Source organism: Kitasatospora herbaricolor (assembly GCF_030813695.1).
Taxonomy (GTDB): domain Bacteria; phylum Actinomycetota; class Actinomycetes; order Streptomycetales; family Streptomycetaceae; genus Kitasatospora; species Kitasatospora herbaricolor.
On sequence record NZ_JAUSVA010000002.1, the window covers coordinates 4,730,354 to 4,754,489 of the forward strand.

Genomic DNA, 24,136 nt, shown 5'->3' on the forward strand with positions numbered 1-24,136 from the left:
GAAACGCCCCGGATGGAACTCCATCCGGGGCGTTTCGTCTTTCCGCCCGCCGGTCGGGCGCGGGCGAGGTGACGGGGGCCGCGCGGACCGCCGGCCGGCATTCCGGTGAGGCGGACGTCACACCGGCGCCGGGGGCCGGGGCCGGGCCCGGAATCCGCCCGGGAATGCCCTCGTCCGCCGGTCCCGGGCTTTCTTCCGGCCGGTGCGGAACTCATCGCCTCGTGGAACCCGGCCGGCCGGGTGCGGCCGGGCCGGGCCCCGCCGAGCAGGCATTCCCGATCCCCGGGAGGGTTGGGCGCGGCCGGCGCTGCTCCTGACCTCACCAAGGCGCCCGAGCCCCGATCCCGCGCCCTGTCCGGGCCCGGTGACCCTGGACGCGGCCCGGTCCGGCGGGTCTACTGGTGGGGGTGGACGTCGGAGCGGCGGAGAGAGGTGGTCGAGGTGGCGCTGTTCTGGGCGATGAGCATTCCGGGGCTGGTCTGTGCGCTGGTGCTGCTGGCCTTCGTCGACCAGCTCGCGCTGCGCGCGCGGCGCTCGCGGTGGATCCCGTGGCGCGGCAGCGGCCGGGAGGGCCAGATCTCCGCCACCGGCTTCGAGCAGTTGCACGCGCAGTTCGCGGCGGGCAAGCAGCACGAGCTGGAGCAGCGGAAGACCACCCTGATGCTGCGCGACGAGGAGGGCGAGGGCGCGCCGCCCCGGACGAAGGTCGACCTGGCCGGCGGGCGGGCCGTCGTGCGGGTCCCCCGGGAGACGTGACCGGAGGGCGCCGGCCTCGGCCGGCCCGGCCTCCGGACAGGACCGGCAGGCGCCGAAACCGGCCTGAACGGGCCGGACCCAGCCTGAAACGGCGCTGAACCGGCTCTGAAGGGGTGCTGAACAGCGCCTGGCCGGGGCCGACGGAGGGACGGTCGGACAGGTCACCCCGCGCCGGACGGCGGCGGGGCCGCCGGGGTGCGCCGGGCCGACCGTACGACAGGAGGCACGGCGTCAATCCCGCCGCCGGACCGGCCGGTTGGCCCGGTGGCGGCTGGTCACGATTGGGACACCGGTGTGTATCATCGGCCGCAAGGCGGTCTGCCACTCCGGCTGCCTGTTCGTGCTCGATATTTCCCGGACTCGCCGTCCGGCCACTCCGGCCGGAGCCATTGGTGCCGAGTTCGCAACGCAAGAAGGACGAGGTCCCGCGGTGAAGAAGCTTCTCCTGGTCGCCCTGGTCGCCCTCGGCGGCTTCTTTGTCTACCGTCAGGTCCAGGCGGACCGTGCCGAGCAGGATCTGTGGACCGAGGCCACCGACCCGGTGCCGGCCGGCGCGCGCTGAATCACGACGATCTTCGGGAGCGCCCGTGGCGCTCCCCGGGCCGGCCGGCCCCAGCCGTCGGGCTGGGGCCGACCGGGTCCGTGCACGGCTGCGGGGGATACCAGGTGGGATTCACGCCAGGACCCGGTACGCTAGTGCCTGACGGTCCGCACAGCGCCGTCCCGGGGCTTTAGCTCAGTTGGTAGAGCGCTGCCTTTGCAAGGCAGATGTCAGGAGTTCGAGTCTCCTAAGCTCCACAGTGTTCGATCCGCGATCGGCCGCTGACCTGTGATCAGGTCAGCGGCCGATTGCTTTTCCCGGGCGGGCCGGCTGTCCGGGCTGGCCGGTCAGTGCGGCTTGCGCGGGTCGTGCGGCTTGGGGTGATCGTCCCCGGGGCCCGGCTTGCCGGGGGGCGGCGGCGTCGGGCCTGGCTTCGGGGTGGTGGAGTCGGTGGGCGGCTGCCCGGCCTGATCGGCGGGGCCGCTGCCGTTGACCGGGGAGCCCGACGCGCCGGTGGGGCTGCCGTTCGCGGTGCCGCCGGCCGCGGCCGAGCTGCTGGTGCTGCCGGCGGCGTGCGCCCCGGTCGGCCCGCTGCCGCCGCCGTGGGTGCTGTTGGGCGAGTCCTGGACGGCCGGCGGCTCGATCAGCCACTCGGGGTTGCTCTGCCGACGCCACCACTGCCAGGCGATGACGCCGCTGCCGACCGCGAGGGTGCCTGCCACGGCGAGGCCGGTGGCCCAGCCGTTGCGCTGCTCCTTCTTGGCGTTCTTGGCGGCCAGGTCGCTGATCTCGGAGGCGGTCACGTGGCCCTGCAGGGCGGTGAGGGCCGCGGCGCCGCGGATCTGCGCCTCCTGGGCGACCGGGACGACCGTGCTGCGGGCCTCCTCGACGGCCTGGGCGACCTTGGGCCCGATGGTGGCCTTGGTCTGCCCGGCCATCTTCGCCGCCGACAGCCGGGCCGCCAGGGCGGCTTCCTGGGCCCGGTGGAAGGCCTTGAGGGCGTTCTGCTGCGCCTCGGGCGGCAGGTGCGAGAAGGCCTGGCCGAACTGGGGCGCGAGGTGCTTGTCGTACTGGGTGCGGGCACTGCGTGCGGTGTTGGTCGCGCCGCTCCAGGCCCGTTCGGCCGTCTCGCCGACCTTGGGGCCGATCGCCTCCAGCGCGGGGGTCATGCGCTGCTTGGCCTCGCCCGCGAGGTGCAGCGCCGTGTCCTTCGCGGTGGCGGCGTAGGGCGCGAGGGTCTCCTTGGTCTTGTCGGCCGTCTCACGAGCTGAGTCCAAACGGGTCACGAGATCTCTCCTCCTCGGTGGCGTCCACTTATGCACCTATCCACCTGATAGCTGATCATGCATCCCGATTTGTGTACCGGCACGCCGGGATGGGCCGTAAGCGAGGCGCCGCAGGTCCGCGCCGTGGGCCGCCGGCCCGGGCGGGAGCCCGGCGGGGACGCGACGGGGCCGGAAGGGCTCGCAGAGGGCTCGGAAAGGGTTCGCGAGGGGGGCGCCCTGCCCGCGCCGCGGTGGCCCGGTGGGCGGAACCGCGCTCCGTTAGAACAGGTGTACGCCTGGTCCGCGGCCGGCGCGTGGGATGATTCCTGGTGTCAACGACGTAGACAGGAAGGCAGTCCGTGGCCGAGGAACTGTTCGCCACTCTCAAGACCAACCGCGGCGACATCGTGATCAAGCTCTTCCCGAACCACGCCCCCAAGACGGTGGCGAACTTCGTGGAGCTGGCCGAGGGCGGCCGCGAGTGGACCCACCCGCGCACCGGCGTGACCTCCAAGGACCGCCTGTACGACGGCACGGTCTTCCACCGGGTGATCGCCAACTTCATGATCCAGGGCGGCGACCCGCTCGGGCTCGGCACCGGCGGCCCCGGCTACCGGTTCGCCGACGAGTTCCACCCGGACCTCGCCTTCACCAAGCCCTACCTGCTGGCGATGGCCAACTCCGGCCCGGCCACCAACGGCTCGCAGTTCTTCGTGACCGTGGCGCCGACCACCTGGCTGACCGGCAAGCACACCATCTTCGGCGAGGTCGCCGACGAGGCCAGCCGGAAGGTCGTCCAGGAGATCTCGGCCACGCCCACCAAGGCGCAGGACCGCCCCGTGAACGATGTCGTGATCGAGTCGGTGGAGATCACCCGCCGCTGACGCGGACCCGCAGTAGCCTGGCGATCCCGGTGGTGCCCCGCGTGGCGTCACCGGGATCGGCCATGAGAAGGGAATCCCGCGATGCTCCCGGACGAGCCCCAGAAGCCGGCGGACCGGCCCCAGCAGCCGGCCGGCCGGGACGACCGGCCCGCAGGCGGCCCCCCACCGGCCGAGCGGCCCGGCCCGCCCGCCGGGGGCTCCGCGTCGCCCGGGGCCGCGCACCCGCCGCTGCCCGGCTGCTACCGGCACCCCGAGCGGGAGACCGGCATCGGCTGCTCCCGCTGCGGGCGGCCGATCTGCCCCCGGTGCATGACCGACGCCTCCGTGGGTTTCCACTGCCCCGAGTGCGTCTCCGGCGGGGACCGGACGGCCCGGCGGGCCACCACCCGCTTCGGCGGTCAGCCGGTCCGGGACGGAGCGCTGGTCACCAAGATCCTGATCGGGATCAACCTGCTGGTCTTCCTGCTGGCCGCGTACGTCTACAAGCCCTGGCTCGCGAACGACCTCTCGCTGCTCAGCGTGAGCCCGCGCTACGACGGCTGGCCGCACGGCGTCGCGGAGGGGCCGGGCCAGTGGTACCGGCTGCTGACCGCGACCTTCCTGCACATCGAGATCTGGCACATCGCGACCAACATGCTGGCGCTCTGGTGGATGGGGCCGATGCTGGAGCAGGCGCTCGGGCGGATCCGCTACCTGGCCCTCTACCTGGTGTCGGGGCTGGCCGGGAGCGCGCTCGCGTACCTGATCGCCGGGGACTACATGAACTCGCTCGGGGCGTCCGGGGCGATCTTCGGGCTGTTCGGGGCGACCGTGGTGCTGTTCCTGCGGACCAGGACGCCGCTCGGGCCGGTGATCGCCCTGCTGGTGTTCAACCTGGTGATCACGTTCTCGGTGTCCGGGATCGACTGGCGGGCGCACGTCGGGGGACTGCTGGCGGGGGCGGCCATGGGCTTCGGGCTGATGTACGCCCCGCGGGAGCGCCGCAACCTCGTCCAAGGGGCGGCAGTGGTGCTGATGCTGGGCGTGGTGGTGGGCGCCGTGGTGCTGCAGACGGCGCTGCTCAACGGCTGATCAACGGCTGACCCGCCGGGCCCGGGACCGACGGACGGGACGCACCGTCCGGACGTCCGATCGACTCCCGGGCGGGTGTCCGGGAGCCTCCGGTCTCCTGAGGCAGGGTCAGGCGTTGTCCACAGCGCGCGCCGTGCTGTGCACAAGTGTTTCGCACAGTGGTTTGCACATCCGTGCTCTACGCGCGTCCTGCTGCGTCGCCATCGGGTCGGCGGGGTGCCGTCCGGCCCTGTGGACAGTGTGGTCCGGAAAAGTTATCCACAGGGTGTGGGGACTTTTCCCCAGTGTGGATAACCATGTGGATAAGCGGAAGGTGTGACCGGGGACCACTGGCGACGCGGCCTCCGCCGGACGCCCCGGGGGCAGCCGGCACGGCACCCGCGGACGGCGGCCGGCAGCGGCGCACGGCACCCGGGCAGCACGGAGCAGCCCCGCTCGCCGCCCGTCGGGACAGGGCGGTCGAGGGCGGCGATGAGCACGGCGGGGCGGTGCGTGACCGGGTGGGTCCTGGGCGTGGCGCAGCGGGGGAGAGCACGGGGCCTGGTGGCCGGCCGGACTCAGGTCGCGCGGCCTACTTCCACTGGGTGGAGACGCCGAAGCCCGCCGCGATGAAGCCGAAGCCCACCAGGATGTTCCAGTTGCGCCAGCTCTCCACCGGGTAGCTGCCGCTCGTCACGTAGTAGGTGACGATCCACACCAGGCCGACCAGGAACAGCGCCAGCATCAGCGGAGCGACCCAGCTGCGGCCTGAGCTGAGCTTCACCGCGGTCGTCGTGGACGGCGGCGGGGTGTAGTCGGACTTCTTGCGGAGTCGAGACTTCGGCACGAGGGGCTCTCCTGTCGATGCGCTGTGAGACCGCGCAGGGTGCAGCGGGGCGGGGCGGCGGCGGGGACTGACCGGGTGTGCGGGGCGCCGTACGGCAGGAATGCTCCGGACGGGTCAGGGGGCATACCTGCCGGGGGCTCCGCACATGCCACCGGCGTCCGTTAGCGTAGTGGTTCGGCGGGTCCGAAGGAGATAAGGGTACGGTGCCGAATTTGTCGATTCTCCCTGAACCTGCCCCCACCCGCGCCGGCGGTACCCGAATTGTCGGGCGTGCCCTGACCTGCGCCGTCTTCGCACTGGCCGGGCTGCTGTTCTACGTCAGCGCGCACGCCGCCCGCGGCACCGACCTGCGGACCGACGATTCACTGCTGAGGCTGAGCGACGTCATACGCCAGCGCAGCGCGCAGAACCAGCAGGCGCAGGCGCAGCTCGCCGATCTGCAGGAGCGGGCCGAGGAGCTCGCCCAGCAGCAGGGCAGCCCGGCGGACGCCGCACTGCTGGGGGCGCTGCAGCAGGGTTCCGCGCTGGAGCCGCTGGCCGGCCCCGGGCTGACCGTCACCCTGAACGACGCGCCGCCGAACGCGACCGCGCGCATCCCCGGGGTGCCCGCGCCGGGCGTCAACGACCTGGTGATCCACCAGCAGGACATCCAGGCGGTGGTGAACGCGCTGTGGCGGGGTGGGGCCGAGGGCATCCAGGTGATGGACCAGCGGCTGATCTCGACCAGCGCGGTGCGCTGCGTGGGCAACACCCTGCTGCTGCAGGGCCGGGTGTACTCGCCGCCGTACGTGATCAGGGCGGTCGGGCGGACCGAGGCCCTGCGGTCGGCGGTGGACGCCGACCCGACGATCCGCAACTACCTCCAGTACGTGCAGGCCTACGGCCTGGGCTGGAAGGTGCAGGAGAGCGGGGACCTGTCGGTGCCGGGCTACTCCGGCACGGTGGACCTGCGTTCGGCGGCCGGCCAGTGACCGGCACCCGGCCGTGGGCGCCGGGGCCGGACCGGGCGACGGGAACCGCCGGCGCCCGGTGCGCGGTCTAGTCTTGAGCCCAACCTTTACGTCGAGGGAGCACCATGTACGGCTGGATCTGGCGCCATCTGCCGGGGAACACCCTGGTCCGGGCCGTCCTCGCGCTGCTCCTCGTCCTGGGGGTGGTCTACGTCCTGTTCCAGTACGTCTTCCCGTGGGCGGAGCCGCTGCTGCCCTTCGGCGACGTCACGGTGGACGGTCCGGAGAACGGCGCCGGCTGACCGGTGCCGCGTCCTCCCACCCCACAAGTCCCCGCATCTCACCGGAGTAGCGTGCGTATGACCACCCCGCCGACCTCGCCCCGCATCCTGGTCGTGGACAACTACGACAGTTTCGTCTTCAACCTGGTCCAGTACCTGTACCAGTTGGGCGCCACCTGCGAGGTGGTGCGCAACGACGAGGTGACGGTCGCCCACGCGGCGCGCCGCGACGGTGCCGACGGCTTCGACGGGGTGCTGCTCTCGCCCGGGCCCGGTGCGCCGGAGGAGGCCGGGGTCTGCATCGAGATGGTGCACCACTGCGCGGGGATCGGGCTGCCGGTGTTCGGCGTCTGCCTGGGCCTGCAGTCGATCGCGGTGGCCTACGGCGCGGTGGTGGGCCGGGCGCCCGAACTGCTGCACGGCAAGACCTCGCTGGTCACGCACGAGGACGGCGGGGTCTTCGAGGGCTTGCCCTCGCCGCTGACCGCGACCCGCTACCACTCGCTGGCCGTCGAGCCGGCCACCGTGCCGGACGAGCTGGTGGTCACCTCGCGGACGGAGAGCGGCGTGATCATGGGGCTGCGGCACCGGGAGCTGCCGGTGGAGGGCGTGCAGTTCCATCCGGAGTCGGTACTCACCGAGGGCGGGCACCGGATGCTCGCCAACTGGCTGGCGCAGTGCGGCGACCCGGAGGCGGTCGGCCGGTCGGCCGGTCTCGCCCCGGTGATCGGTCGGGGCTGAGGACGTGACGGCGGTGCGCCCGGAGGGCCGCGCACAGGCCGGGGCCGGCGCGTACGGCGCCGACGCCCCCGGCGGTTACCCCGCGGCCGGCGGCCGCGACGACGCCGAGCCGGACGCCTGGGGGGTCTACGAGCCGTACCCGGCCGAGGAGATGCCCGAGTACCCGTGGCTGGCGGACCAGACCCTCCAACTGCGGACGATCCCGGAGGCCGCGCTGACGGCGGGCGCGCCCGCGCCGGGCGGCGGCCGGGCCGAGCGCCGGCGGGCGGCCCAGGGGCGGCTCGCGGTGCGTTCCGGCAGCGGGCGGCGCCGGGCGGCCGGGCGGGCGGCGGCGGGCCGGCAGCGGCCCCCGGAGCCGAAGGGCGTGGTGGTGGCCCGGATGATCGGCGAGCTGTGCATAACGCTCGGCCTGGTGATGCTGCTGTTCGTCTCGTACCAGCTGTGGTGGACCAACGTGCAGGCGGACGCCGCGGCGAGCGGTGCCCGCAGCCAGCTGGAGCACCAGTTCGACTCCGCGCCCCAGCCGGGTGCCGGGGCTCCGGCACCGGACCCGAACAAGCCGCCGGAGGCCTTCGCGCCCGGCAAGGGCTTCGCGATCATCCACCTGCCCAAGCTCGGGCTGAGCGTGCCGATCGCCGAGGGCACCGGCAAGGCCCAGGTGCTCGACAAGGGCCTGGTGGGCCACTACACCGGTACCGCGATGCCCGCGGACAAGGCGGGCAACTTCGCGCTGGCCGCGCACCGCAACACCCACGGCGAGCCGTTCCGGTACATCAACAAGCTGGCCAAGGGCGACAAGATCGTCGTGGAGACCGCGACGGCGTACTACACGTACGAGGTGACGAGCGGGATCCCGGAGACGCCGCCGTCGAACATCGGGGTGATCCAGCCGGTCCCGAAGGGCGCCGGGTTCACCAAGGCCGACCGGTACATCACGCTGACCACGTGCACACCGGAGTTCACCTCCAAGTACCGGCTGATCGTCTTTGGCAAGATGGTCGAGGAGCGGCCGCGCGGTGAGGGCAAGCCCGCCGCACTGACGGGTGGTCAGTAGCCGGCGGCGGCCCGGCCGCGGGCCCCGAGCACAGCGAGGCGGATCAGCGTGAGCCAGCAGTCGACGGACCCCTTGGACGGACGCGCGGACGGACGCGCGGACGGAACCGCCGACGGGACCGGGGACGACCCGGTGGCCCCGCCCGCGGGCCGGCCCGCCCGGCGGGGGCCCGCGCTGGTGGCGCTCGGGGCGTTCGGCGAGCTGCTGATCACCCTCGGGCTGCTGCTGGCGCTGTTCGCGGCCTACTCCCTGTGGTGGACGAACGTGCAGGCGGACCGGAGTGCCGACCTGGCCTCCGACAAGCTGCGCAGCGCCTGGTCGGCCCCGCCGTCCGCCGCGCCGCCGGCCCGCACCTACGCGGCGGGGGACGGCGTCGGGTTCCTGCACGTGCCGGCGATGGGTGCGGGCTACCAGGTGCTGATCCGGATGGGCACGGACGCCGACACGCTGGCCGAGGGGGTGGCGGGGGTGTACGAGACGCCGTACCGCTCGGCGATGCCCTGGGACCCGACCGGCAACTTCGCGCTGGCGGCGCACCGGGACGGGCACGGTGCCAAGTTCCACGACCTGGACGCACTGAAGCCGGGCGACGCGATCGTGGTGGAGACTCAGGACAGCTGGTACGTCTACCGGGTGGACGACACCCTGCCGGAGACGTCCAAGTACGACACCGGTGTGGTCGCGCCGGTGCCCGAGGGGTCCTCGTATCACTCCCCCGGGCGTTACATCACCTTGACGACCTGTACGCCGGTCTACACCTCGCGCTACCGGATGGCGGTCTGGGGCAGCCTGGTGCGGGTGGACCCGGTGGACGCGGCGCGCACGCCGCCGGCCGAGCTGCGCTAGGGCCTCTCCGGCGGCCCGGTCAGGGTGCCCGGAGCTCCCCTGACGCCACGTCGGCCCGGGTGGCCCCCCAGCAGGGCCGCCGAGGTCCACCGCCGGGCCGCAGGAGGCCGTTCCGCGGCCCGGGAGGCCGGGGCCGGGGCTTCCGGCCGGTCGGCTGTCCCCGGGCCGCAGAGCGCCGCCTGCGGCCGTCCCGCCTGCCGTGCTCCCCCGCGCCCGCCCCAGCCGTGCTCCTGTCCTGCCCCGTACCTGCTCCCCCGGCGCCGGACTTCCCGGCAGCGCACTTGCCCCGGCCCCGCACCGCCCCGGCCCCGCACTCCCCCGCCGCCGGGTCGCCCCGGCGCCGCCGCGGGCGCCGGAACGCCGGAGGGGCCGCCGGCGCCCGATGGCGTCGGCGGCCCCTCCGGGCGGCTGTCCCGCGGCGAGCGGCGCGGCCGCTCAGGTGATCACGGGTGGGACGGGTTCAGCCGCTACGGCCGGTTCGGGGACGGTGTGGAGTCGTTCCCTTTGGGGCCGGGCATCGTCTGCAGCTGGATCGGCGTGTTCGGGTCGACCAGCTCGTTGGCGCCCGGGCTGTACCGGACGACGATGTTGTCGTTGTCACCGCCCGCGCCGGCGAAGGTCCACTGCAGGCCGGCCGCCTTCAGCTGGGCCATCGCGTCCTTGACCGTCTTGCCCTGGAGGTCGCCGGGCACCGGGATCTTGTCCGGGGTCTTGTAGACCGTCAGGACGATCTTGGTCCCGGTGGCGGCCTTGCCGTTGGCGGGCGGGGTCTGCGTGGCGACCAGGCCGTTCTTGCTGGGGTCCGGGGCCGCGACGGTCTTGCTGGCGTCGACCTGGAAGCCGGCGTCCTGGAGGGCCTGGGTGGCGCTCGCCACCGGCTGGCCGACCACGTTGGGAACGTCGATCTTCGACTTGCCCTGGGAGATCGTCAGCTTGACCGGCGCCGACGGGTCGGCGGCGCCGTTGGCCGGCGGGTCCTGGGCGGTCACCTGGTCGAGCGGGGCGGAGTCGTCGTTCTTGTACTCGGTGGTGACGTTGGCGAAGCCGGCGTCCTGCAGGGCCTTGGTCGCCGCGTCCTTGGCCTTGCCGACCACGCCCGGCACGGTGGCCTTGGCCGGGCCGGAGGACAGCCGGACCGTGATGGTGCCGGTCTCCGCCATCTGGGTACCGGAGACCGGGTCCTGGTTGCAGACCTGGGCCTTCTGGATCTTGGTGTCGGGGCAGGCCACCGGCTCGCCCTCGGTGACCACCAGCTTGCCGCCGACGGCCTGGGCGGCCGTCTTGGCCTCGGCCAGGCTCTTGCCGACCAGGGTCGGCGCGGTGACCTTGGCGTCCTCCTTCTTGCCGCCGCCGAACATCGCCTGCGCGACGAAGAAGGTGCCGACCAGGACCAGCACCGCCGCGACGGCCAGCACGATCCAGGAGGTGTTGCTCTTCTTCGGCGGCTGCTCACCCCGCCGGGCGGCCCGGCCGTAGCCGTCGTCGTAGCCGTCGTTGCCGCCGCCCTGGCCCTGGTAGCCGCCGTCGTCCTGGTAGCCGCCCTGCGGGCCGTAGCCCTGCTGCGGGGAGCCGACCTGGGGCAGCACCGTGGTGGGGCCGCCGCCGGGCTGCTGCGGGAGCATGTTGGTCTGGCCGTACGGGTCGTGCTGGGCGTACTGGCCGTTCTGGTCGTAGCCGTACCCGCCGGCCGCGCCCATGCCGTACGCGGCCTGCTGGGCCGCCGCCACCGGCAGGCCGTCGAGGAAGCGCTCGATGTCGTCGCGCATCTCGTCGGCCGACTGGTAGCGGTAGTCGCGGTCCTTGGTGAGCGCCTTCAGCACGATCGCGTCGATCTCGGGGCGCAGCTCGGGGTCGTAGACGGACGGCGGCTGGGCCTCCTCGCGGACGTGCTGGTAGGCCACCGCGACGGGCGAGTCGCCGACGAACGGCGGGCGCACGGCGAGCAGCTCGTACAGCAGGCAGCCGGTGGAGTAGATGTCGGAGCGCGCGTCGACCTGCTCGCCCTTGGCCTGCTCGGGGGAGAGGTACTGGGCGGTGCCGATGACGGCGGACGTCTGGGTCATCGTCATGCCCGAGTCGCCCATCGCGCGGGCGATGCCGAAGTCCATGACCTTGACGTTGCCCTGCCGGGTGAGCATCACGTTGGCGGGCTTGATGTCACGGTGCACGATGCCGGCCCGGTGGGAGTACTCCAGGGCCTGCAGGATGCCGATGGTCATCTCCAGCGCGCGCTCGGGCAGCAGCCGGCGGCCGGAGTGCAGCAGTTCGCGCAGGGTGGAGCCCTCGACGTACTCCATCACGATGTACGGGATGGAGATGTTGTCGATGTAGTCCTCGCCGGTGTCGTACACGGCGACGATGGCGGGGTGGTTGAGCGATGCCGCGGACTGGGCCTCGCGGCGGAACCGGGCCTGGAACGACGGATCCCGGGCCATGTCGGCCCGGAGCGTCTTCACTGCGACGGAGCGGCCGAGCCTGGTGTCATGGGCGAGGTACACCTCGGCCATGCCGCCGCGTCCGAGGACGCCGCCGAGCTCGTACCTGCCGCCTAGGCGACGAGGCTCTTCCATAGTTCCGACCCTCTCCCTCACCGGCCGGTGAGGATGTGACGTAGGTGTCCCCGCACGCTCTGAGTGACGCCGTCCGGGCCACGGTGGTTCTGAGACACGGACCCCGCGGCGTCCCGCGGGCGGCAACGGGCACACCCGCTGCTTGCGGATACGCTACCGGTCCCGCCCGGCACAACCGGAGCCGGCCGGAGGCCGATACCAGACTGGTACCGGATGTGGGCTCCCGATTGTGACAATCCACGCACTCGGTCCCGGTCGGGTCACTTGCCGAGCGTGGCCTGCATCACAGCCTTGGCGATCGGGGCGGCCAGCCGCCCGCCGCTGATCCCGTCGCGGTTGTTGGAACCGTCCTCGACGACCACGGCGACCGCCACCGACTTGTTGTCGGCGCCCTTGGCGTAGGAGACGAACCAGGCGAACGGCAGGCCGGTGTTGCCCTCGCCGTGCTGGGCGGTGCCGGTCTTGCCGCCGACCGTGAGGCCGGGGATCTGGGCGTTCTTGCCGGTGCCGTTCTGCACCACGCTGACCATCATGTCCTGCAGCTTCTGCGCGGTGGCCGGGCTGATCGCCTGTCCGAACTGCTTGGCGCTGTGCTGGGAGATGGTGGTCAGGTTGGCCGAGCGCTCCTGGGCGACCAGGTACGGCTGCATCAGCGAACCGTTGTTGGCGATCGCGGAGGCGACCATGGCCATCTGCAGCGGGGTGGCCCGGGTGTCGTGCTGGCCGATCGAGTCCAGCGCGGTGCCGTCCGGGCTGGAGCCCTTCGGGTAGAAGCTCTGGACGGCCCGGATCGGGGTGTCGACGGTGGTGTTGAAGCCGAACTTCTCGGCCTGCTCGCGCATCTTGTCGCGGCCGAGGTCGGCGCCGATCTTGCCGTAGACGGTGTTGCAGGAGTAGTCCATGCCGACCTTGAGCGTGGCGCCCTCGCAGGGCTCGTTGGCGCTCTCGTTCTTCAGCTCCTGGCTGGTCCCCGGCAGGATGTACGGGTCGGGCGTCTCGGTCTTGTCGTCGATGTTCTGGAAGACGTTGTTCTCGAACGCCGCCGCCGCGGTGACCAGCTTGAAGGTGGAGCCGGGCGGATAGGTCTCGCGCAGCGCCCGGTTGAGCATCGGCTTGTTGGGGTCGGCGTTGAGGTCGGTCCAGGCCTTGGCGTCCGCGTCGCCGCCGCCGGCGAAGGTGCCGGGGTCGTACGAGGGGGTGGAGACCAGCGCGAGGATCGCGCCGGTGGCCGGGTCGAGGGCGACGACCGCGCCCTTCTTGCTGCCGAGGCCCTCGAAGGCGGCCTTCTGGGCCTTGGCGTTGATCGTGGTGACCACGTCGCCGCCCTGCTTCTCCTTGCCGGTCAGCATGTCGAGGGTGTTGCGGAAGAACAGCCGGTCGTCGGTGCCGGCCAGGAAGCCGTCCTCCAGGGACTCCAGCTGGCTGCTGCCGAAGGACTGCGAGGAGTACCCGGTGACGGGGGCGTAGAGCGCCCCGTTGACCCAGGAGCGCTTGTACTTGTAGCGCAGGCCGTCGACGAAGTCGGAGCTGGTGACGCGCTCGCCGTCGACGATGATGTTGCCGCGCGGGTAGGCGTACCGGTCGTACTTGTTGCGGTCGTTGTGGGTGTTGGAGGCGAGGCTGTCGGCCTGCACCCCCTGCACCCAGTTGGTGCGCACCATCAGGGCCAGGATCAGCACGAGGCAGAAGATCGAGACCCGGCGAATGGGCTTGTTCATGAGACGGGTCCCCTCCTCGTACCGGTCGCAGCATCGGGTCGCCGGGTGTCCGGCTGGTCAGTCAGTCGCACTGGTCATCACGTTTCGCTGGCCGGGGCCGGTTCCACCCCGGGACGGCGGGCACTGTCGCTGATCTTCAGCAGGATGGCGATCAGGGCCCAGTTGGCCACCACGGACGAACCGCCCTGGGCCATGAACGGCATGGTCATACCGGTCAGCGGGATCAGCCCGGTGACGCCGCCGGCCACCACGAAGACCTGCAGGGCGAGCGCCGAGGACAGCCCCACGGCGAACAGCTTGCCGAACGGGTCGCGGGCGGCGATCGCGGTCCGCAGGCCGCGCTGCACGATCAGGGCGTAGACCATGAAGATGGCCATCAGGCCGGTCAGACCGAGCTCCTCGCCGAAGGAGCCGATGATGAAGTCGCTCTTCGCGGCGAAGCCGATCAGGTAGGACCGGCCCTGGCCGAGCCCGGAGCCGGTGGCCCCGCCGGACCCCATCGCGAACAGGGCCTGGCCGATCTGGTCGCTGGCGCCCTTCGGGTGGTCGGGGGCGAAGGCGGCCATCGGGTCGAGCCAGGCGTCGATCCGGGTCTTCACGTGGCTCGCGGTGGAGCCCACCACCACCGCGCCGCCGATCGACATCAGCAGGCCGAAGACGATCCAGCTGGTGCGCTCGGTGGCGACGTACAGCATCACCACGAACAGGCCGAAGAACAGGAAGGACGAGCCGAGGTCGTTCTCGAAGATCAGGATCAGCAGGCTGACCAGCCAGATCGCGATGATCGGGCCGAGGTCCCGGCCGCGCGGCAGGTACAGCCCCATGAACCGCCGGCTGGCCAGTGCCAGCGCGTCCCGCTTGACCATCAGGTAGCCGGCGAAGAACACGGTCAGGATGATCTTGGCGAACTCGCCTGGCTGGAAGGACAGCGGGCCGAGGTGGATCCAGATCTTGGCGCCGAAGTCGGCCTCCCGGGACGGGAAGAACGCGGGCGCGGCGAGCAGCACCAGCGCCACCGCCATCGAGATGTAGGTGTAGCGCTGAAGGACCCGGTGGTCCTTCAGGAACACCATCACCACGATGAAGAAGGCGATGCCCAGACCCGACCACATCAGCTGGTTGGGCGCCGCCGGGTAGTTCTTGTAGAGCAGCTTGCCGGCCTTGTCCAGCCGCCAGATCATCACCACGCCGAGCCCGTTGAGCAGGGTGGCCAGCGGCAGCAGCAGCGGGTCGGCGTACGGCGCCCAGCGGCGCATCACCAGGTGCGCGACCAGGGCCAGCGCGCCCATGCCGAGGCCGTAGCCGAGCATCCCGGCCGGCAGGCTGCCGTCGATCGCCAGGCCCACGTTGGCGTACGCGAGGACGGGCAGCAGCACCGCGAAGGCCAGCAGCGCCAGCTCGGTGTTGCGCCGGTTCGGGGTGCCCTGCGGGGTGATGGTGATGTTGCCGCGCCGGCGCCGGGCGCCGCTCGGGGCGGCGCCGCCCGCCGGTGCCCCGGGGGCCGGCGGACGGTCGCCGGACTGGCTGTTCGGGCCGCTGCTCAGGTCATAGGTGCTCACGTGGTGGCCGCTCCCCGACGGCTGGCGGGCCCGCGTACGGCGGAGCCGGTACTGCTCGGTTGGTGCTGTCTGCGAGGCCCGGCCGCCGGTGCGGGGCCGGGCCGGCCGGGACTGCCCGCCGTCACGGCGTCGGGCAGGAGGCGGCCTTCTTCTGCTCCTCCTCGGTCAGGGTCGGCACCTCGCCCTGCGGCGAGACCGCCGGCGCGGCCGAGGCCGTCGCCGTGGGCGAGGCCGCGGCCACCGCCGGGGTGGGGCTCGCGGGGTGGTTCAGCGAGGCGCTCGGCGAGCTGCTCGGGGCGGCCGTGGGTGCGGCGGCGGGCGGCTCGGCGGACGTGCCCGGTGCGGGCCTGGCGCCCTCGGAGACCTTGCGGCAGACCGTGGCCTGCTCCTGGAGCTGCTTCACCTTGTCGTTCGCGTCGCCCAGGCTCACGGCGGCGATCGTGTTGGTGACGTGGGTGCGCTGGTCCGCCGGCAGGAACTTCACCTGGACGTCGCCGAAGGACTGGTGCACCGAGGACAGGCTGAGCCCGGCCAGGTTCTGGTTGATGCCCTGGTAGACCGCGACGTGGTCGCCGTCCACGCCGACGTAGTACTGGTCCTGCGTCCAGCGCCAGCCGAAGTAGCCGGCGCCGGCCAGCAGGCCGAGCGTCACCAGGCCGATCACCGAGCGCTTCGCCCACTTGCCCTTGCGGACCGGCAGGTCCTCGTCCTCGTCGGCGTACCCGGGCTGCTCGGCGCCGTACGCGCCGTAGCCGCCCTCGTAGCCCTCGGCGGGACCGAAACCGCCCGGAGCGGCGCCGTAGCCGGCCTCGTAGCCCTCGGCGGGGCCGAAGGCGCCCTGCGGGGGCCGGCCGAGGCCGGCCGCGCGCCCGGCCGGGGTGTTCAGGATCGTCTGGTCGGCGGCCGAGGCCGGCGGGGTCTCGGCGACCGCGCCGACCACCACCGGGACGTCGCCGCGCAGGCCGCTGAGGGTGTCGGTGGCGCCGACGTCGATGACGTCCGCCACGATGCAGGTGATGTTGTCGGGGCCGCCGCCGCGCAGGGCGAGCTGGATCAGCTCCTGGACGGTCTGCTCGGGGGAGTAGAAGCTCCCGAGCGTCTCCTCCAGGGTCTGGTGGCTGACCGGGCCGGAGAGGCCGTCGGAGCAGATCAGGTAGCGGTCGCCGGCCCGGACCTCGCGGATCGACAGGTCGGGCTCGACCTGGCCGCGGCCGTCCAGCGCGCGCATCAGCAGCGAGCGCTGCGGGTGGGTCTCGGCCTCCTCCGGCGTGATCCGGCCCTCGTCGACCAGGCGCTGCACCCACGTGTGGTCCTGGGTGATCTGGGTCAGCGAGCCGTCGCGCAGCAGGTAGGCGCGCGAGTCGCCGACGTGCACCATGCCCATCCGCTGGCCGGTCCAGAGCATCGCGGTGAGGGTGCAGCCCATGCCTTCGAGCTGCGGGTCCTCCTCCACCATCTGGCGCAGGCGGTCGTTGGCGCCCTGGACGGCGTCGCCGAGCAGGGTCAGCAGGTCGGCGCCGGGCACGTCCTCGTCCAGCCGGACGATCGAGCCGAGGACCTCGGAGGAGGCGACCTCGCCGGCCGCCGCCCCGCCCATGCCGTCGGCCACGGCCAGCAGCCGCGGACCGGCGTAGCCGGAGTCCTCGTTCCCCTCCCGGATGAGTCCCTTGTGGGAGCCGGCGGCGAAGCGCAGCACGAGGCTCATTTCACTGCCTCGCTTCGCTCGGCCACGTCCACGCCGGGCGCGGAGCTCACAGGTGCCCACCGGTCGTCGGCCCGGTGGTGCCGCTCCCCCGGCCGACCGGCCAGGGGGTGCCCCCCGGCCGCCGGGCCGCGGGCGTGGGCCCCGATGCTGCGCTCGCTCATGCGGTCCGTGTCCCCCTCTGGGCGTCGTCGGAGCTGCGGCGGATTCCACGGGAACCGGCGCGCACGGCCGCGGCGGCGCTGGCGCTGCCGTCCCGGCTGGTCATGGACGGGGTTCTGTCCCTCATGCGCTTGCTACTTCCGCAGTTCGATGACGGTCCGGCCGATACGGATCGGCACGCCGGGCTGGAGCGGGGTGGGCGTCGTGAGGCGCTGCCGGTCCAGATAGGTGCCGTTGGTGGAGCCTAGATCCTCGACCGTCCACTGCCCAGTCTGATCCGGGTAGATCCTGGCATGCCGGGAGGACGCGTAGTCGTCGTCCAGCACGATCGTCGAGTCGTGGGCCCGGCCGAGCGTGATCGTCTGCCCCTGGAGGGCCACGGTCGTCCCGGCCAGCGAACCCTGCACCACGACCAGCTGGGTGGGCGCCCCGCGCCGCCGCGACGGCTGGGCGGGGGCGGCCGGCTGGCCCTGGCCCTGCCCCTGGCCGGGACCGGGGCCCTGGGCGGGACGGCCGGGCGGCGCGGTGCCGGCCTGCGCGGAGGCTGCCCGCCGGGAGGAGCGCGGGTTGATCTTGGTGCCGAACAGGTCGCTGCGGATCACCTGGACCGCGACGATGACGAACAGCCACAGCACGGCGAGGAAGCCCAGCCGCATGACCGTCAGGGTCAGTTCTGACATAAGTGGCCCGCTTCTACCCTTCGACCTGTCGGTAGACGATGGTGGTGGAACCCACGACGATTCGTGAGCCGTCGCGGAGCGTAGCGCGCTGGGTGTGCTGTCCGTCCACCACGATGCCGTTCGTCGACCCGAGGTCGAGCACCATCGAGGGGGTGCCCGGGCGGATCTCGGCGTGCTTGCGGGACACTCCGGGGTCGTCGATGCGCACGTCCGCCTCGGTGGAGCGGCCGAGCACGCAGGCGTTCCCGGTGATCTGGTGGCGCGACCCGTTGACCTCGATCCAGCGCCGGACGGCCGTACCGCCGTGGCCCGCGCCGGGGAACGGGCGCACGTTGTTGCCGCCCGGGGCCGGCTGCTGCCCCGGCGGGTTCGGGGGCATCGCGGGGGGCGCGGCCGGCGGCTGCGGCGCACCGTACGGGGCCGCGCCGGGCTGCTGCCACGGTGCGCCGGGGGCGGCCGCCACCGGCGGGCGGCCGTAACCGGGCTGCCCGCCCGGGGCCGGCGGCTGCTGGTGGAGCTGCTGCGGCTCCTCGGCGGCCAGGGTGCGGCTGCGGACCCGGTACAGGCCGGTGTCCAGGTCGTCCGCCTTCTCCAGGTTGACCTGGAGCGGGCCCATGAAGCTGTACCGCTGGGCCTCGGCGTACTCGCGGACCATGCCGGCCAGCTCCTGGCCGAGCTGCCCGGAATAGGGGCTCAGCCGCTCGTGGTCGTGCGGACTGAGCTCGACGATGAAATCGTTGGGTACGACGGTGCGGTCGCGGTTCCAGATGGTGGCGTTGTTGTCGCACTCGCGCTGAAGAGCGCCGGCGATCTCCACGGGCTGGACCTCGGACTTGAACACCTTGGCGAAGGTGCCGTTCACGAGACCCTCGAGCCGCTGTTCGAACTTCTTCAGGACTCCCACGGGGCACCCCCTTCCAAGGGTTTCGGTCGCTTGTCCGCGGACCGGGTCGCATCGAACCGGTCGCGCCTACTTGCGGTACTTCCGTACTGATCGTATCCACGCCCGGGCCATCCGTACGGTTCCCGGACCGCGTCGTACCCGGGGGTGGGCTCGCGCACACCGCGCCCGCGCCGGTGTCCGCGCCGTCGTTCGCCCCGGTGCCCGGCAAGGCAGGGCTACCCGGCCGAAGGCCCGCTCACCCCTCGCTCGCCTGTTCGCGGGGCAGCCGTTCGGATGCGCCCGGCCGTCCCCGCGGTCACCGCGAGGGGCGTCCGGAGGGCTTCGACGGGTGGTGCCCGGACGGTCCGGGGAAAGGGATTCGGAGGTAGCCCCAGGGGCGTGCTAATGTTTTCCATGTCGGAAGGGGCGGCCGCAAGGCAGCCGGACCGAAGGCCAGCGAAACACCGGAGACGGTGCGGAGCGGGTCGGAGGATCGGATAGCATCTACGACAACACCCATGCGCGGGTGGCGGAATAGGCAGACGCGCTGGATTCAGGTTCCAGTGCCCGAAAGGGCGTGGGGGTTCAACTCCCCCCTCGCGCACAGCGAAGCCCCGCAGATCTTCGGATCTGCGGGGCTTTTTTGTATCTCCGGCCGGCCCCGGGGGCGGCCGGGGGGCACGGCGGAGGCCGGTCAGTCCCGGGCGGCGGGCAGGTCGGCGAGGACTTCGAAGCCGCCGTCCGCGGTCGGGCGGGCGGTCAGCGTGCCGCCGAGGAGCTGGGCGCGTTCGCGCAGGCCGACCAGGCCGTGGCCGCCGCCGGGGAGGACCTCGCCGGGTCCGCCGGAGGGGACGGGCGGCGGGCCGTTGCGGACCTCGACCCGCAGGCGGGCGCCACGGGCCAGCACCCTGACCTCCACGGCGGAGTCCGGCGCGTGCTTGCTGATGTTGGTGAGTGCCTCCTGGACCGTGCGGTAGGCGGCCCGCTCCACCGCCTCCGGCCAGGGCAGCTCCCCGGTGCTGATCTCGGTGTCGGCGGGCAGACCGCTCTCCTGGATCAGCCGGCACAGGTCGGCCAGCCGGGGCTGCGGGGCCAGCGGCACGTCCCCCCGGACGCCGGAGGCCCGCAGGACGCCGACCATCTGGCGCAGCTCCTCCAGGGTGCGCACCGACAGTTCGCGGATCGTCCTGGCGGTCGCCACCGCGGCCGGGTCGGGGCTGCTGACCTGCAGCGCGCCGGCCTGGATGCTGATCAGGCTGACCTGGTGCGAGACCACGTCGTGCATCTCCCGGGCCAGCCGGCCGCGCTCGCTGATCAGCACCCGCTCGGCCAGCAGCCGGCTCTCCCGCTCCTGGCCGCGGGTCAGTTCGTCCAGCTTGGTCGCCAGCTCGCGCCTGGTCCGGGAGAGCAGGCCGAGCGCGGCCGGGCCGGCGGCCAGCATCACGCACTGGATCGCGTACAGGGCGTTGTCCCGGTCGAAGGCCAGCGGGTGGTCGGAGAGCGGCCAGTGGAAGAACTCGACCAGGGCGAAGACGGTCGCGGCGACGGTGGTCACCCAGGGCCGGGCGCGGTGCGCGGCGACCGAGTACACGGCGGTGACCGGCGCGATCCAGATGTAGTTCAGGAAGCTGCCCGGCAGGGTCAGCAGCAGCACCAGCACCGGGAAGCGGCGGCGCAGCAGCAGGGCCGCCGCGGCCAGCACCGAGAGGCCGTTCTCCCACCAGGAGGAGTTCCGGGCCACCAGCGCGGCGTCGACCAGCGAGAAGAGCACCGGCAGCAGGAGCGCCACCCAGGGCGAGCCGGTCCAGGCGGGCCGCCGGCGGTGCCGGTCGGCGGTCATGCGCGGTCGCGGGGCTGCGGTTTGACCAGGCCGGCCCGGTGGGCGACCACGGCCGCCTGGACGCGGTTGACGGTGCCGAGCTTGCCCAGGATGGCGCTGATGTGGTCCTTGACCGTGCCGGTGCCGAGGAAGAGCCGGTCGGCGATCTCCGCGTTGGACAGGCCCTCGCCGAGCAGCGCCAGCACGTCGAGCTCGCGGCCGGTGAGGGTGCGGGCCAGCGCGGCGGCGTCGGCGTCCGGCCCGCCGCCGTCCACGTAGCCGCCGATCACCGTGCGGGTGACGGTGGGGGAGAGGATGTTGCCGCCGGCGGCCAGGACCCGCACGGCGTGCACCAGCTGTTCGGGCGCGGTGTCCTTGAGCAGGAACCCGGCGGCGCCGGCCTTCAGCGCGGTGCCGATGTACTCGTCGGTGTCGAAGGTGGTGAGCATCGCCACGGCCGGCGGCTCCGGCAGGGCCCGCAGCCGGCGCAGCACCGAGATGCCGTCCAGGTCGGGCATCCGGATGTCGAGCAGCACCACGTGCGGCCGCAGCCGGCGGACGTCCTCCTCGGCCTGGCCGCCGGAGCAGTCGCCGACCACCTCCAGGTCGGGAGCGGAGCCGACGATGAGTCCGAGCCCGGAGCGGACCAGGATCTCGTCGTCCACGATCAGTACACGGGTCGTCGCCATGGTCCCTCCTCGGTTGCGGGCCGTCCTGGTGCGGCGTTCCGAGCCTAGGGCCCGTGCGGGGGCGTCGCGTACCGGCTGAGGGGCGGTCACCCCCGCCGAACGGCGGGGGTGTGAATCGGCTACCGGGTTCACGAAATTCTCATGTCGGGTGAGCAACCATGGAATGAGCGGCCCCTGCGGGCGCGGGCCGAACGAGGCCGCGTCGGGCGAGGACGGCCCACGCGGACAGGTCGGTGCCGCCGGCCGCGGCCCGCTTTCGCGGATGCGCCCCGTCACCTGATCGTTTGGAATAGAGCTGTGTCGTCCACTGTGAAGCCGGAGCCGTCCGCCGCAGCGCCCGCCGGGGACCGGCCGGGGCCGGTGTCCCGCTGGCGCCCGAGGGCCGCCGCGGCGACGGTCTGGTACCTGCGGCTGCTGGCCCTGCTCAACGTGGTGACCGTGCTCGCGGTGCCGTTCCGCGACCAGGTGCAGGACCACAACGAGGGCGAGTTCTTCACGCCTTACCTGCTGACCGCGGGCCTGGGTTCGGTGGTCCTGTCGATCTTCCTGGCGGTCGCCATGCGGCGGCGCAAGCGGGCGGCCTGGATCTTCAACACCGCGCTCGCCGGTCTGACCTTCCTGGTGTACGTGCTGTTCATGGCGTGGCCGCCGGAGGACGGCTACGACTACGCCCGGCACCCCTTCAACTGGTTCTCCATCACGCTGACCGGGCTGTTCCTGGTGGCGCTGCTGGTCGGGCGCAAGGAGTTCACCTCCAAGGGGGACAGCTCCAACCCGAAGACCGCGGCGGCCACCTTCGTGGCCGGCCTGCTGGCCGGGGCCGGGGTGGGCGCCCTGCTGGTGTGGCTGAACAACACCCTGACCGGCGCGCACTTCTGGGACCTCTACCGGTACGCGCTCGGCCGGATGGTCACCATCGCGCCGTCCCAGCACCTCGACTCGGTGATCTCCGTGCCGACCTGGGTGAACGCCGTCATCAACACGATGAGCGCGGTGCTCTTCCTGCTGGTGATCTACGTGGCCTTCCGCAGCCCCAGGGACAAGGAGCTGCTCACCCCGGAGGACGAGCGGCGGCTGCGGGACCTGCTGGACCGGCAGGGCGGGCGGGACTCGCTGGGCTACTTCGCGCTGCGCCGCGACAAGGCCGTGGTCTTCTCCCCCAGCGGCAAGGCGGCGGTGACCTACCGGGTGGTCGGCGGGGTCTCGCTGGCCTCGGGCGACCCGATCGGTGACCCGGAGGCCTGGCCGGGGGCGATCGACGCCTGGCTGACCGAGGCGCGCGAGCACGCCTGGGCGCCGGCCGTGATGGGCGCGTCCGAGGAGGCCGGGGTGATCTACGCCCGGCACGGGCTGGACGCGCTGGAGCTGGGCGACGAGGCGATCGTCGAGCTGGACGAGTTCTCGCTGGACGGCCGGGCGATGCGGGTGGTCCGCCAGGCCTACAACCGGGTCAAGCGGGCCGGCTACACGGTGCGGATCCGGCGGCACGAGGACGTGCCGGAGTGCGAGATGGCCGAGCTGGTCGAGCGGGCGGACCAGTGGCGGGACGGCGCCACCGAGCGCGGCTTCTCGATGGCGCTCGGCCGCCTGGGGGACCCGGACGACGGCCGCTGTGTGATGCTGGAGTGCCACGACGGCGAGGGCGAGCTGCAGGCCCTGCTGAGCTTCGTGCCCTGGGGCGAGAAGGGCCTCTCGCTGGATCTGATGCGCCGTGCCCGGGACACCGAGAACGGCCTGATGGAGTTCATGGTGATCGAACTCCTCCAGCGGGCCGGGGAGGTCCAGCTGGAGCGGGTGTCGCTGAACTTCGCGATGTTCCGGTCGGTCTTCGAGCGCGGTTCGAAACTGGGGGCCGGCCCGGTGCTGCGGCTGTGGCGTTCCGTGCTGGGGTTCTTCTCGCGCTGGTGGCAGATCGAATCGCTCTACCGGGCGAACGCGAAGTACCGGCCGATCTGGGAGCCGCGTTATCTGCTCTTCGAGAAGAGCAGTGAGATCCCGCGGATCGGCATCGCGAGCGCGCGTGCCGAGGGTTTCATCACCGCACCGAGCCTGCCCGCTCTGTTCCGTCGCCGACACGCTCGTCCCGCTGTGGTGGGGCCGCGAGTGCCTACGGCGGAACGGACTGGGAAGGGGTAGTCCCTCCGCCGGGGGGCGGAGGGAAGCCGAATCACCCGAATGACGGTGTTTCGGTCGTCGATCTCCCACTTTGGGATGACGTGGAATCGACAGAATTGCCGATGAGGATTCTTTGGCCGCCTTCTAATGTTGAGTGGTGGTAGAGGTTTCGGGGAGCATCGGAATTGGAGCGAAGGCTGTGAATCAGAGGACCCACGCGGGGGGCGTGCGAAAGGGGCCGCTGGCATTTGCCAGGCGGGCCGTTGTCGCAGAGTGGGGGCCGTTGTTCGGCGCTGTCCGGGAACGGCTGGTGGAGCGGAAGTTCGCAGCCGTTCCGCTGGCCACCGCCGCGACGGTCCTGATCATGGTGTTCAGCGTCGTCCAGCACCTGCCCGGCGGCGAGCGCTTCGTCACCGGGATCGGGGTGGTGCGGGCCTCGCTGCCGCTGGAGGTCTCGCTGCTGCGGACCCCGCTCTCGCTCTACGTTCCGGCGCTGGACCTGCCGGTCTGGGGGGCGCTGGCCCAGGTCTTCCTGGTCTTCGGGCTGGCCGAGATCGTGCTGGGCCGCCGGATGACCCTGGTGATCGCCTACGTCTGCACCCTCGCCGGGACGCTCTTCGCCCGGGTGGCGGTGGCCGTCGGGCCGGACCACCTGCTGGGCTTCCCGCGCTGGGTGGCGCACGTGCGCGACACCGGGCCGTCGGCCGCCGTGGTGGGCCTGGCGCTCTGCATCGCCTTCCGCTGCCGGGCCTGGTTCACCGGGGGGACGGTGCTGGTGCTGATGATCGGCGAGGCCGTGATCCTGCCCAACCTGGCCGGTCTGGAGCACGTGGTCGCGCTGATGGCGGCGATGCTGATCGCCGCGTCGGTCGAGGTCTTCGGGGGCTTCTGGCCGCGGGTGCTGGCCGGGGTGGTCGCCGCCACCGCGATCGCCGCCGCGGGGCGGGCCGGCGAGGCCAGGCGGCGCGCCGCCGGCGCCGTCAGCCCCTGACGGGATCCGCCGGCGGGCCCGCGCCGCAGGGGG

At 72.6% G+C, this 24,136-nt stretch carries 21 protein-coding genes and 2 tRNA genes; 13 read left to right on the forward strand and 10 right to left on the reverse strand.

The window, feature by feature from the left end:
• Window positions 1-459: 459 nt before the first annotated feature.
• The 3 genes from J2S46_RS21090 (at window position 460) to J2S46_RS21100 (ending at window position 1,554) form a co-directional block, all read left to right on the forward strand.
• Window positions 460-756, forward strand: a complete 297-nt coding sequence (locus J2S46_RS21090) for a DUF6191 domain-containing protein (RefSeq protein ID WP_191288696.1) — start codon at window positions 460-462, stop codon at window positions 754-756.
• A gap of 430 nt (window positions 757-1,186) precedes the next feature.
• Window positions 1,187-1,318 (forward strand): DLW-39 family protein, encoded by a 132-nt coding sequence (locus J2S46_RS21095; protein ID WP_211785814.1) that lies wholly within the window; start codon window positions 1,187-1,189, stop codon window positions 1,316-1,318.
• Between the two features lie 163 nt (window positions 1,319-1,481).
• Window positions 1,482-1,554 (forward strand) — tRNA-Ala (locus tag J2S46_RS21100).
• A gap of 90 nt (window positions 1,555-1,644) precedes the next feature.
• Here the strand turns inward: J2S46_RS21100 and J2S46_RS21105 are convergent.
• On the reverse strand, window positions 1,645-2,583 hold the full coding sequence (locus J2S46_RS21105; RefSeq protein WP_191288496.1) for a DUF5324 family protein: 939 nt from the start codon (window positions 2,581-2,583) through the stop codon (window positions 1,645-1,647).
• Window positions 2,584-2,921: 338 nt separating this feature from the next.
• On the opposite strand from J2S46_RS21105, the gene J2S46_RS21110 reads away from it, so the two are divergent.
• Entirely contained in the window at window positions 2,922-3,446 is a 525-nt protein-coding gene (locus tag J2S46_RS21110; protein WP_191288495.1) for a peptidylprolyl isomerase, read from the forward strand.
• Between the two features lie 81 nt (window positions 3,447-3,527).
• The gene (locus J2S46_RS21115) at window positions 3,528-4,517 is read left to right on the forward strand and encodes a rhomboid family intramembrane serine protease (RefSeq protein WP_191288494.1); all 990 of its coding nucleotides are present in this window, start codon (window positions 3,528-3,530) and stop codon (window positions 4,515-4,517) included.
• Window positions 4,518-5,088: 571 nt separating this feature from the next.
• Here the strand turns inward: J2S46_RS21115 and crgA are convergent.
• Window positions 5,089-5,343, reverse strand: coding sequence for a cell division protein CrgA (gene crgA / locus J2S46_RS21120; RefSeq protein WP_073929226.1), 255 nt, complete (start codon window positions 5,341-5,343; stop codon window positions 5,089-5,091).
• Window positions 5,344-5,555: 212 nt separating this feature from the next.
• Here crgA and J2S46_RS21125 point away from each other — a divergent pair, with 212 nt between their 5' ends.
• From J2S46_RS21125 to J2S46_RS21145, 5 genes are all read left to right on the forward strand, one after another.
• A complete protein-coding gene (locus tag J2S46_RS21125; RefSeq protein ID WP_370882216.1) occupies window positions 5,556-6,314 on the forward strand; it encodes a DUF881 domain-containing protein in 759 nt (252 codons plus the stop codon).
• Between the two features lie 104 nt (window positions 6,315-6,418).
• A complete protein-coding gene (locus J2S46_RS21130) occupies window positions 6,419-6,595 on the forward strand; it encodes a hypothetical protein (RefSeq protein WP_191288493.1) in 177 nt (58 codons plus the stop codon).
• Window positions 6,596-6,652: 57 nt separating this feature from the next.
• Complete coding sequence (locus tag J2S46_RS21135; protein WP_073929227.1) at window positions 6,653-7,315, forward strand: aminodeoxychorismate/anthranilate synthase component II; 663 nt, start codon at window positions 6,653-6,655, stop codon at window positions 7,313-7,315.
• Window positions 7,316-7,328: 13 nt separating this feature from the next.
• Complete coding sequence (locus tag J2S46_RS21140) at window positions 7,329-8,369, forward strand: class E sortase (RefSeq protein ID WP_229912204.1); 1,041 nt, start codon at window positions 7,329-7,331, stop codon at window positions 8,367-8,369.
• A 72-nt stretch (window positions 8,370-8,441) separates the two neighbouring features.
• Window positions 8,442-9,215, forward strand: a complete 774-nt coding sequence (locus tag J2S46_RS21145; protein ID WP_370882322.1) for a class E sortase — start codon at window positions 8,442-8,444, stop codon at window positions 9,213-9,215.
• 467 nt (window positions 9,216-9,682) lie between these two features.
• Here the strand turns inward: J2S46_RS21145 and pknB are convergent, their stop codons facing one another.
• The 6 genes from pknB to J2S46_RS21175 all read right to left on the reverse strand — a co-directional run bounded on the left by pknB (window position 9,683) and on the right by J2S46_RS21175 (window position 18,510).
• Window positions 9,683-11,785: a Stk1 family PASTA domain-containing Ser/Thr kinase gene (pknB, locus tag J2S46_RS21150; protein WP_191288492.1), complete on the reverse strand. Its 2,103-nt coding sequence runs from the start codon at window positions 11,783-11,785 to the stop codon at window positions 9,683-9,685.
• A gap of 260 nt (window positions 11,786-12,045) precedes the next feature.
• A complete protein-coding gene (locus J2S46_RS21155) occupies window positions 12,046-13,503 on the reverse strand; it encodes a peptidoglycan D,D-transpeptidase FtsI family protein (protein WP_191288491.1) in 1,458 nt (485 codons plus the stop codon).
• A 77-nt stretch (window positions 13,504-13,580) separates the two neighbouring features.
• A complete protein-coding gene (locus tag J2S46_RS21160; protein ID WP_191288693.1) occupies window positions 13,581-14,945 on the reverse strand; it encodes an FtsW/RodA/SpoVE family cell cycle protein in 1,365 nt (454 codons plus the stop codon).
• 238 nt (window positions 14,946-15,183) lie between these two features.
• Window positions 15,184-16,767, reverse strand: coding sequence for a PP2C family protein-serine/threonine phosphatase (locus J2S46_RS21165; RefSeq protein ID WP_191288490.1), 1,584 nt, complete (start codon window positions 16,765-16,767; stop codon window positions 15,184-15,186).
• 293 nt (window positions 16,768-17,060) lie between these two features.
• The gene (locus J2S46_RS21170; protein ID WP_073929233.1) at window positions 17,061-17,606 is read right to left on the reverse strand and encodes an FHA domain-containing protein FhaB/FipA; all 546 of its coding nucleotides are present in this window, start codon (window positions 17,604-17,606) and stop codon (window positions 17,061-17,063) included.
• 13 nt (window positions 17,607-17,619) lie between these two features.
• Window positions 17,620-18,510, reverse strand: coding sequence for an FHA domain-containing protein (locus tag J2S46_RS21175; RefSeq protein ID WP_191288489.1), 891 nt, complete (start codon window positions 18,508-18,510; stop codon window positions 17,620-17,622).
• A 499-nt stretch (window positions 18,511-19,009) separates the two neighbouring features.
• Here J2S46_RS21175 and J2S46_RS21180 point away from each other — a divergent pair.
• Window positions 19,010-19,093: transfer RNA gene (locus tag J2S46_RS21180), tRNA-Leu, on the forward strand.
• Between the two features lie 90 nt (window positions 19,094-19,183).
• Here J2S46_RS21180 and J2S46_RS21185 read toward each other — a convergent pair.
• Together J2S46_RS21185 and J2S46_RS21190 are read right to left on the reverse strand one after the other, a co-directional pair.
• Window positions 19,184-20,329, reverse strand: coding sequence for a sensor histidine kinase (locus J2S46_RS21185; protein ID WP_191288488.1), 1,146 nt, complete (start codon window positions 20,327-20,329; stop codon window positions 19,184-19,186).
• Window positions 20,326-20,997: a response regulator gene (locus tag J2S46_RS21190; RefSeq protein WP_191288487.1), complete on the reverse strand. Its 672-nt coding sequence runs from the start codon at window positions 20,995-20,997 to the stop codon at window positions 20,326-20,328. Before J2S46_RS21190 ends, J2S46_RS21185 begins: the two co-directional genes overlap by 4 nt.
• A 297-nt stretch (window positions 20,998-21,294) precedes the next feature.
• On the opposite strand from J2S46_RS21190, the gene J2S46_RS21195 reads away from it, so the two are divergent.
• Complete coding sequence (locus tag J2S46_RS21195) at window positions 21,295-23,133, forward strand: phosphatidylglycerol lysyltransferase domain-containing protein (protein ID WP_503129176.1); 1,839 nt, start codon at window positions 21,295-21,297, stop codon at window positions 23,131-23,133.
• Between the two features lie 289 nt (window positions 23,134-23,422).
• Window positions 23,423-24,103 (forward strand): hypothetical protein, encoded by a 681-nt coding sequence (locus tag J2S46_RS21200; protein ID WP_229912203.1) that lies wholly within the window; start codon window positions 23,423-23,425, stop codon window positions 24,101-24,103.
• The last annotated feature ends 33 nt before the right edge of the window (window positions 24,104-24,136 follow it).

Bases quoted from the DNA above. Each gene is read 5' to 3' on its own strand.
- J2S46_RS21155 (WP_191288491.1), bottom strand. From the start codon at position 13,503: ATGAACAAGCCCATTCGCCGGGTCTCGATCTTCTGCCTCGTGCTGATC.
- pknB (WP_191288492.1), bottom strand. From the start codon at position 11,785: ATGGAAGAGCCTCGTCGCCTAGGCGGCAGGTACGAGCTCGGCGGCGTC.
- J2S46_RS21135 (WP_073929227.1), top strand. From the start codon at position 6,653: ATGACCACCCCGCCGACCTCGCCCCGCATCCTGGTCGTGGACAACTAC.
- J2S46_RS21090 (WP_191288696.1), top strand. From the start codon at position 460: ATGAGCATTCCGGGGCTGGTCTGTGCGCTGGTGCTGCTGGCCTTCGTC.
- J2S46_RS21115 (WP_191288494.1), top strand. From the start codon at position 3,528: ATGCTCCCGGACGAGCCCCAGAAGCCGGCGGACCGGCCCCAGCAGCCG.
- J2S46_RS21130 (WP_191288493.1), top strand. From the start codon at position 6,419: ATGTACGGCTGGATCTGGCGCCATCTGCCGGGGAACACCCTGGTCCGG.
- J2S46_RS21170 (WP_073929233.1), bottom strand. From the start codon at position 17,606: ATGTCAGAACTGACCCTGACGGTCATGCGGCTGGGCTTCCTCGCCGTG.
- J2S46_RS21165 (WP_191288490.1), bottom strand. From the start codon at position 16,767: ATGAGCCTCGTGCTGCGCTTCGCCGCCGGCTCCCACAAGGGACTCATC.
- J2S46_RS21190 (WP_191288487.1), bottom strand. From the start codon at position 20,997: ATGGCGACGACCCGTGTACTGATCGTGGACGACGAGATCCTGGTCCGC.
- J2S46_RS21185 (WP_191288488.1), bottom strand. From the start codon at position 20,329: ATGACCGCCGACCGGCACCGCCGGCGGCCCGCCTGGACCGGCTCGCCC.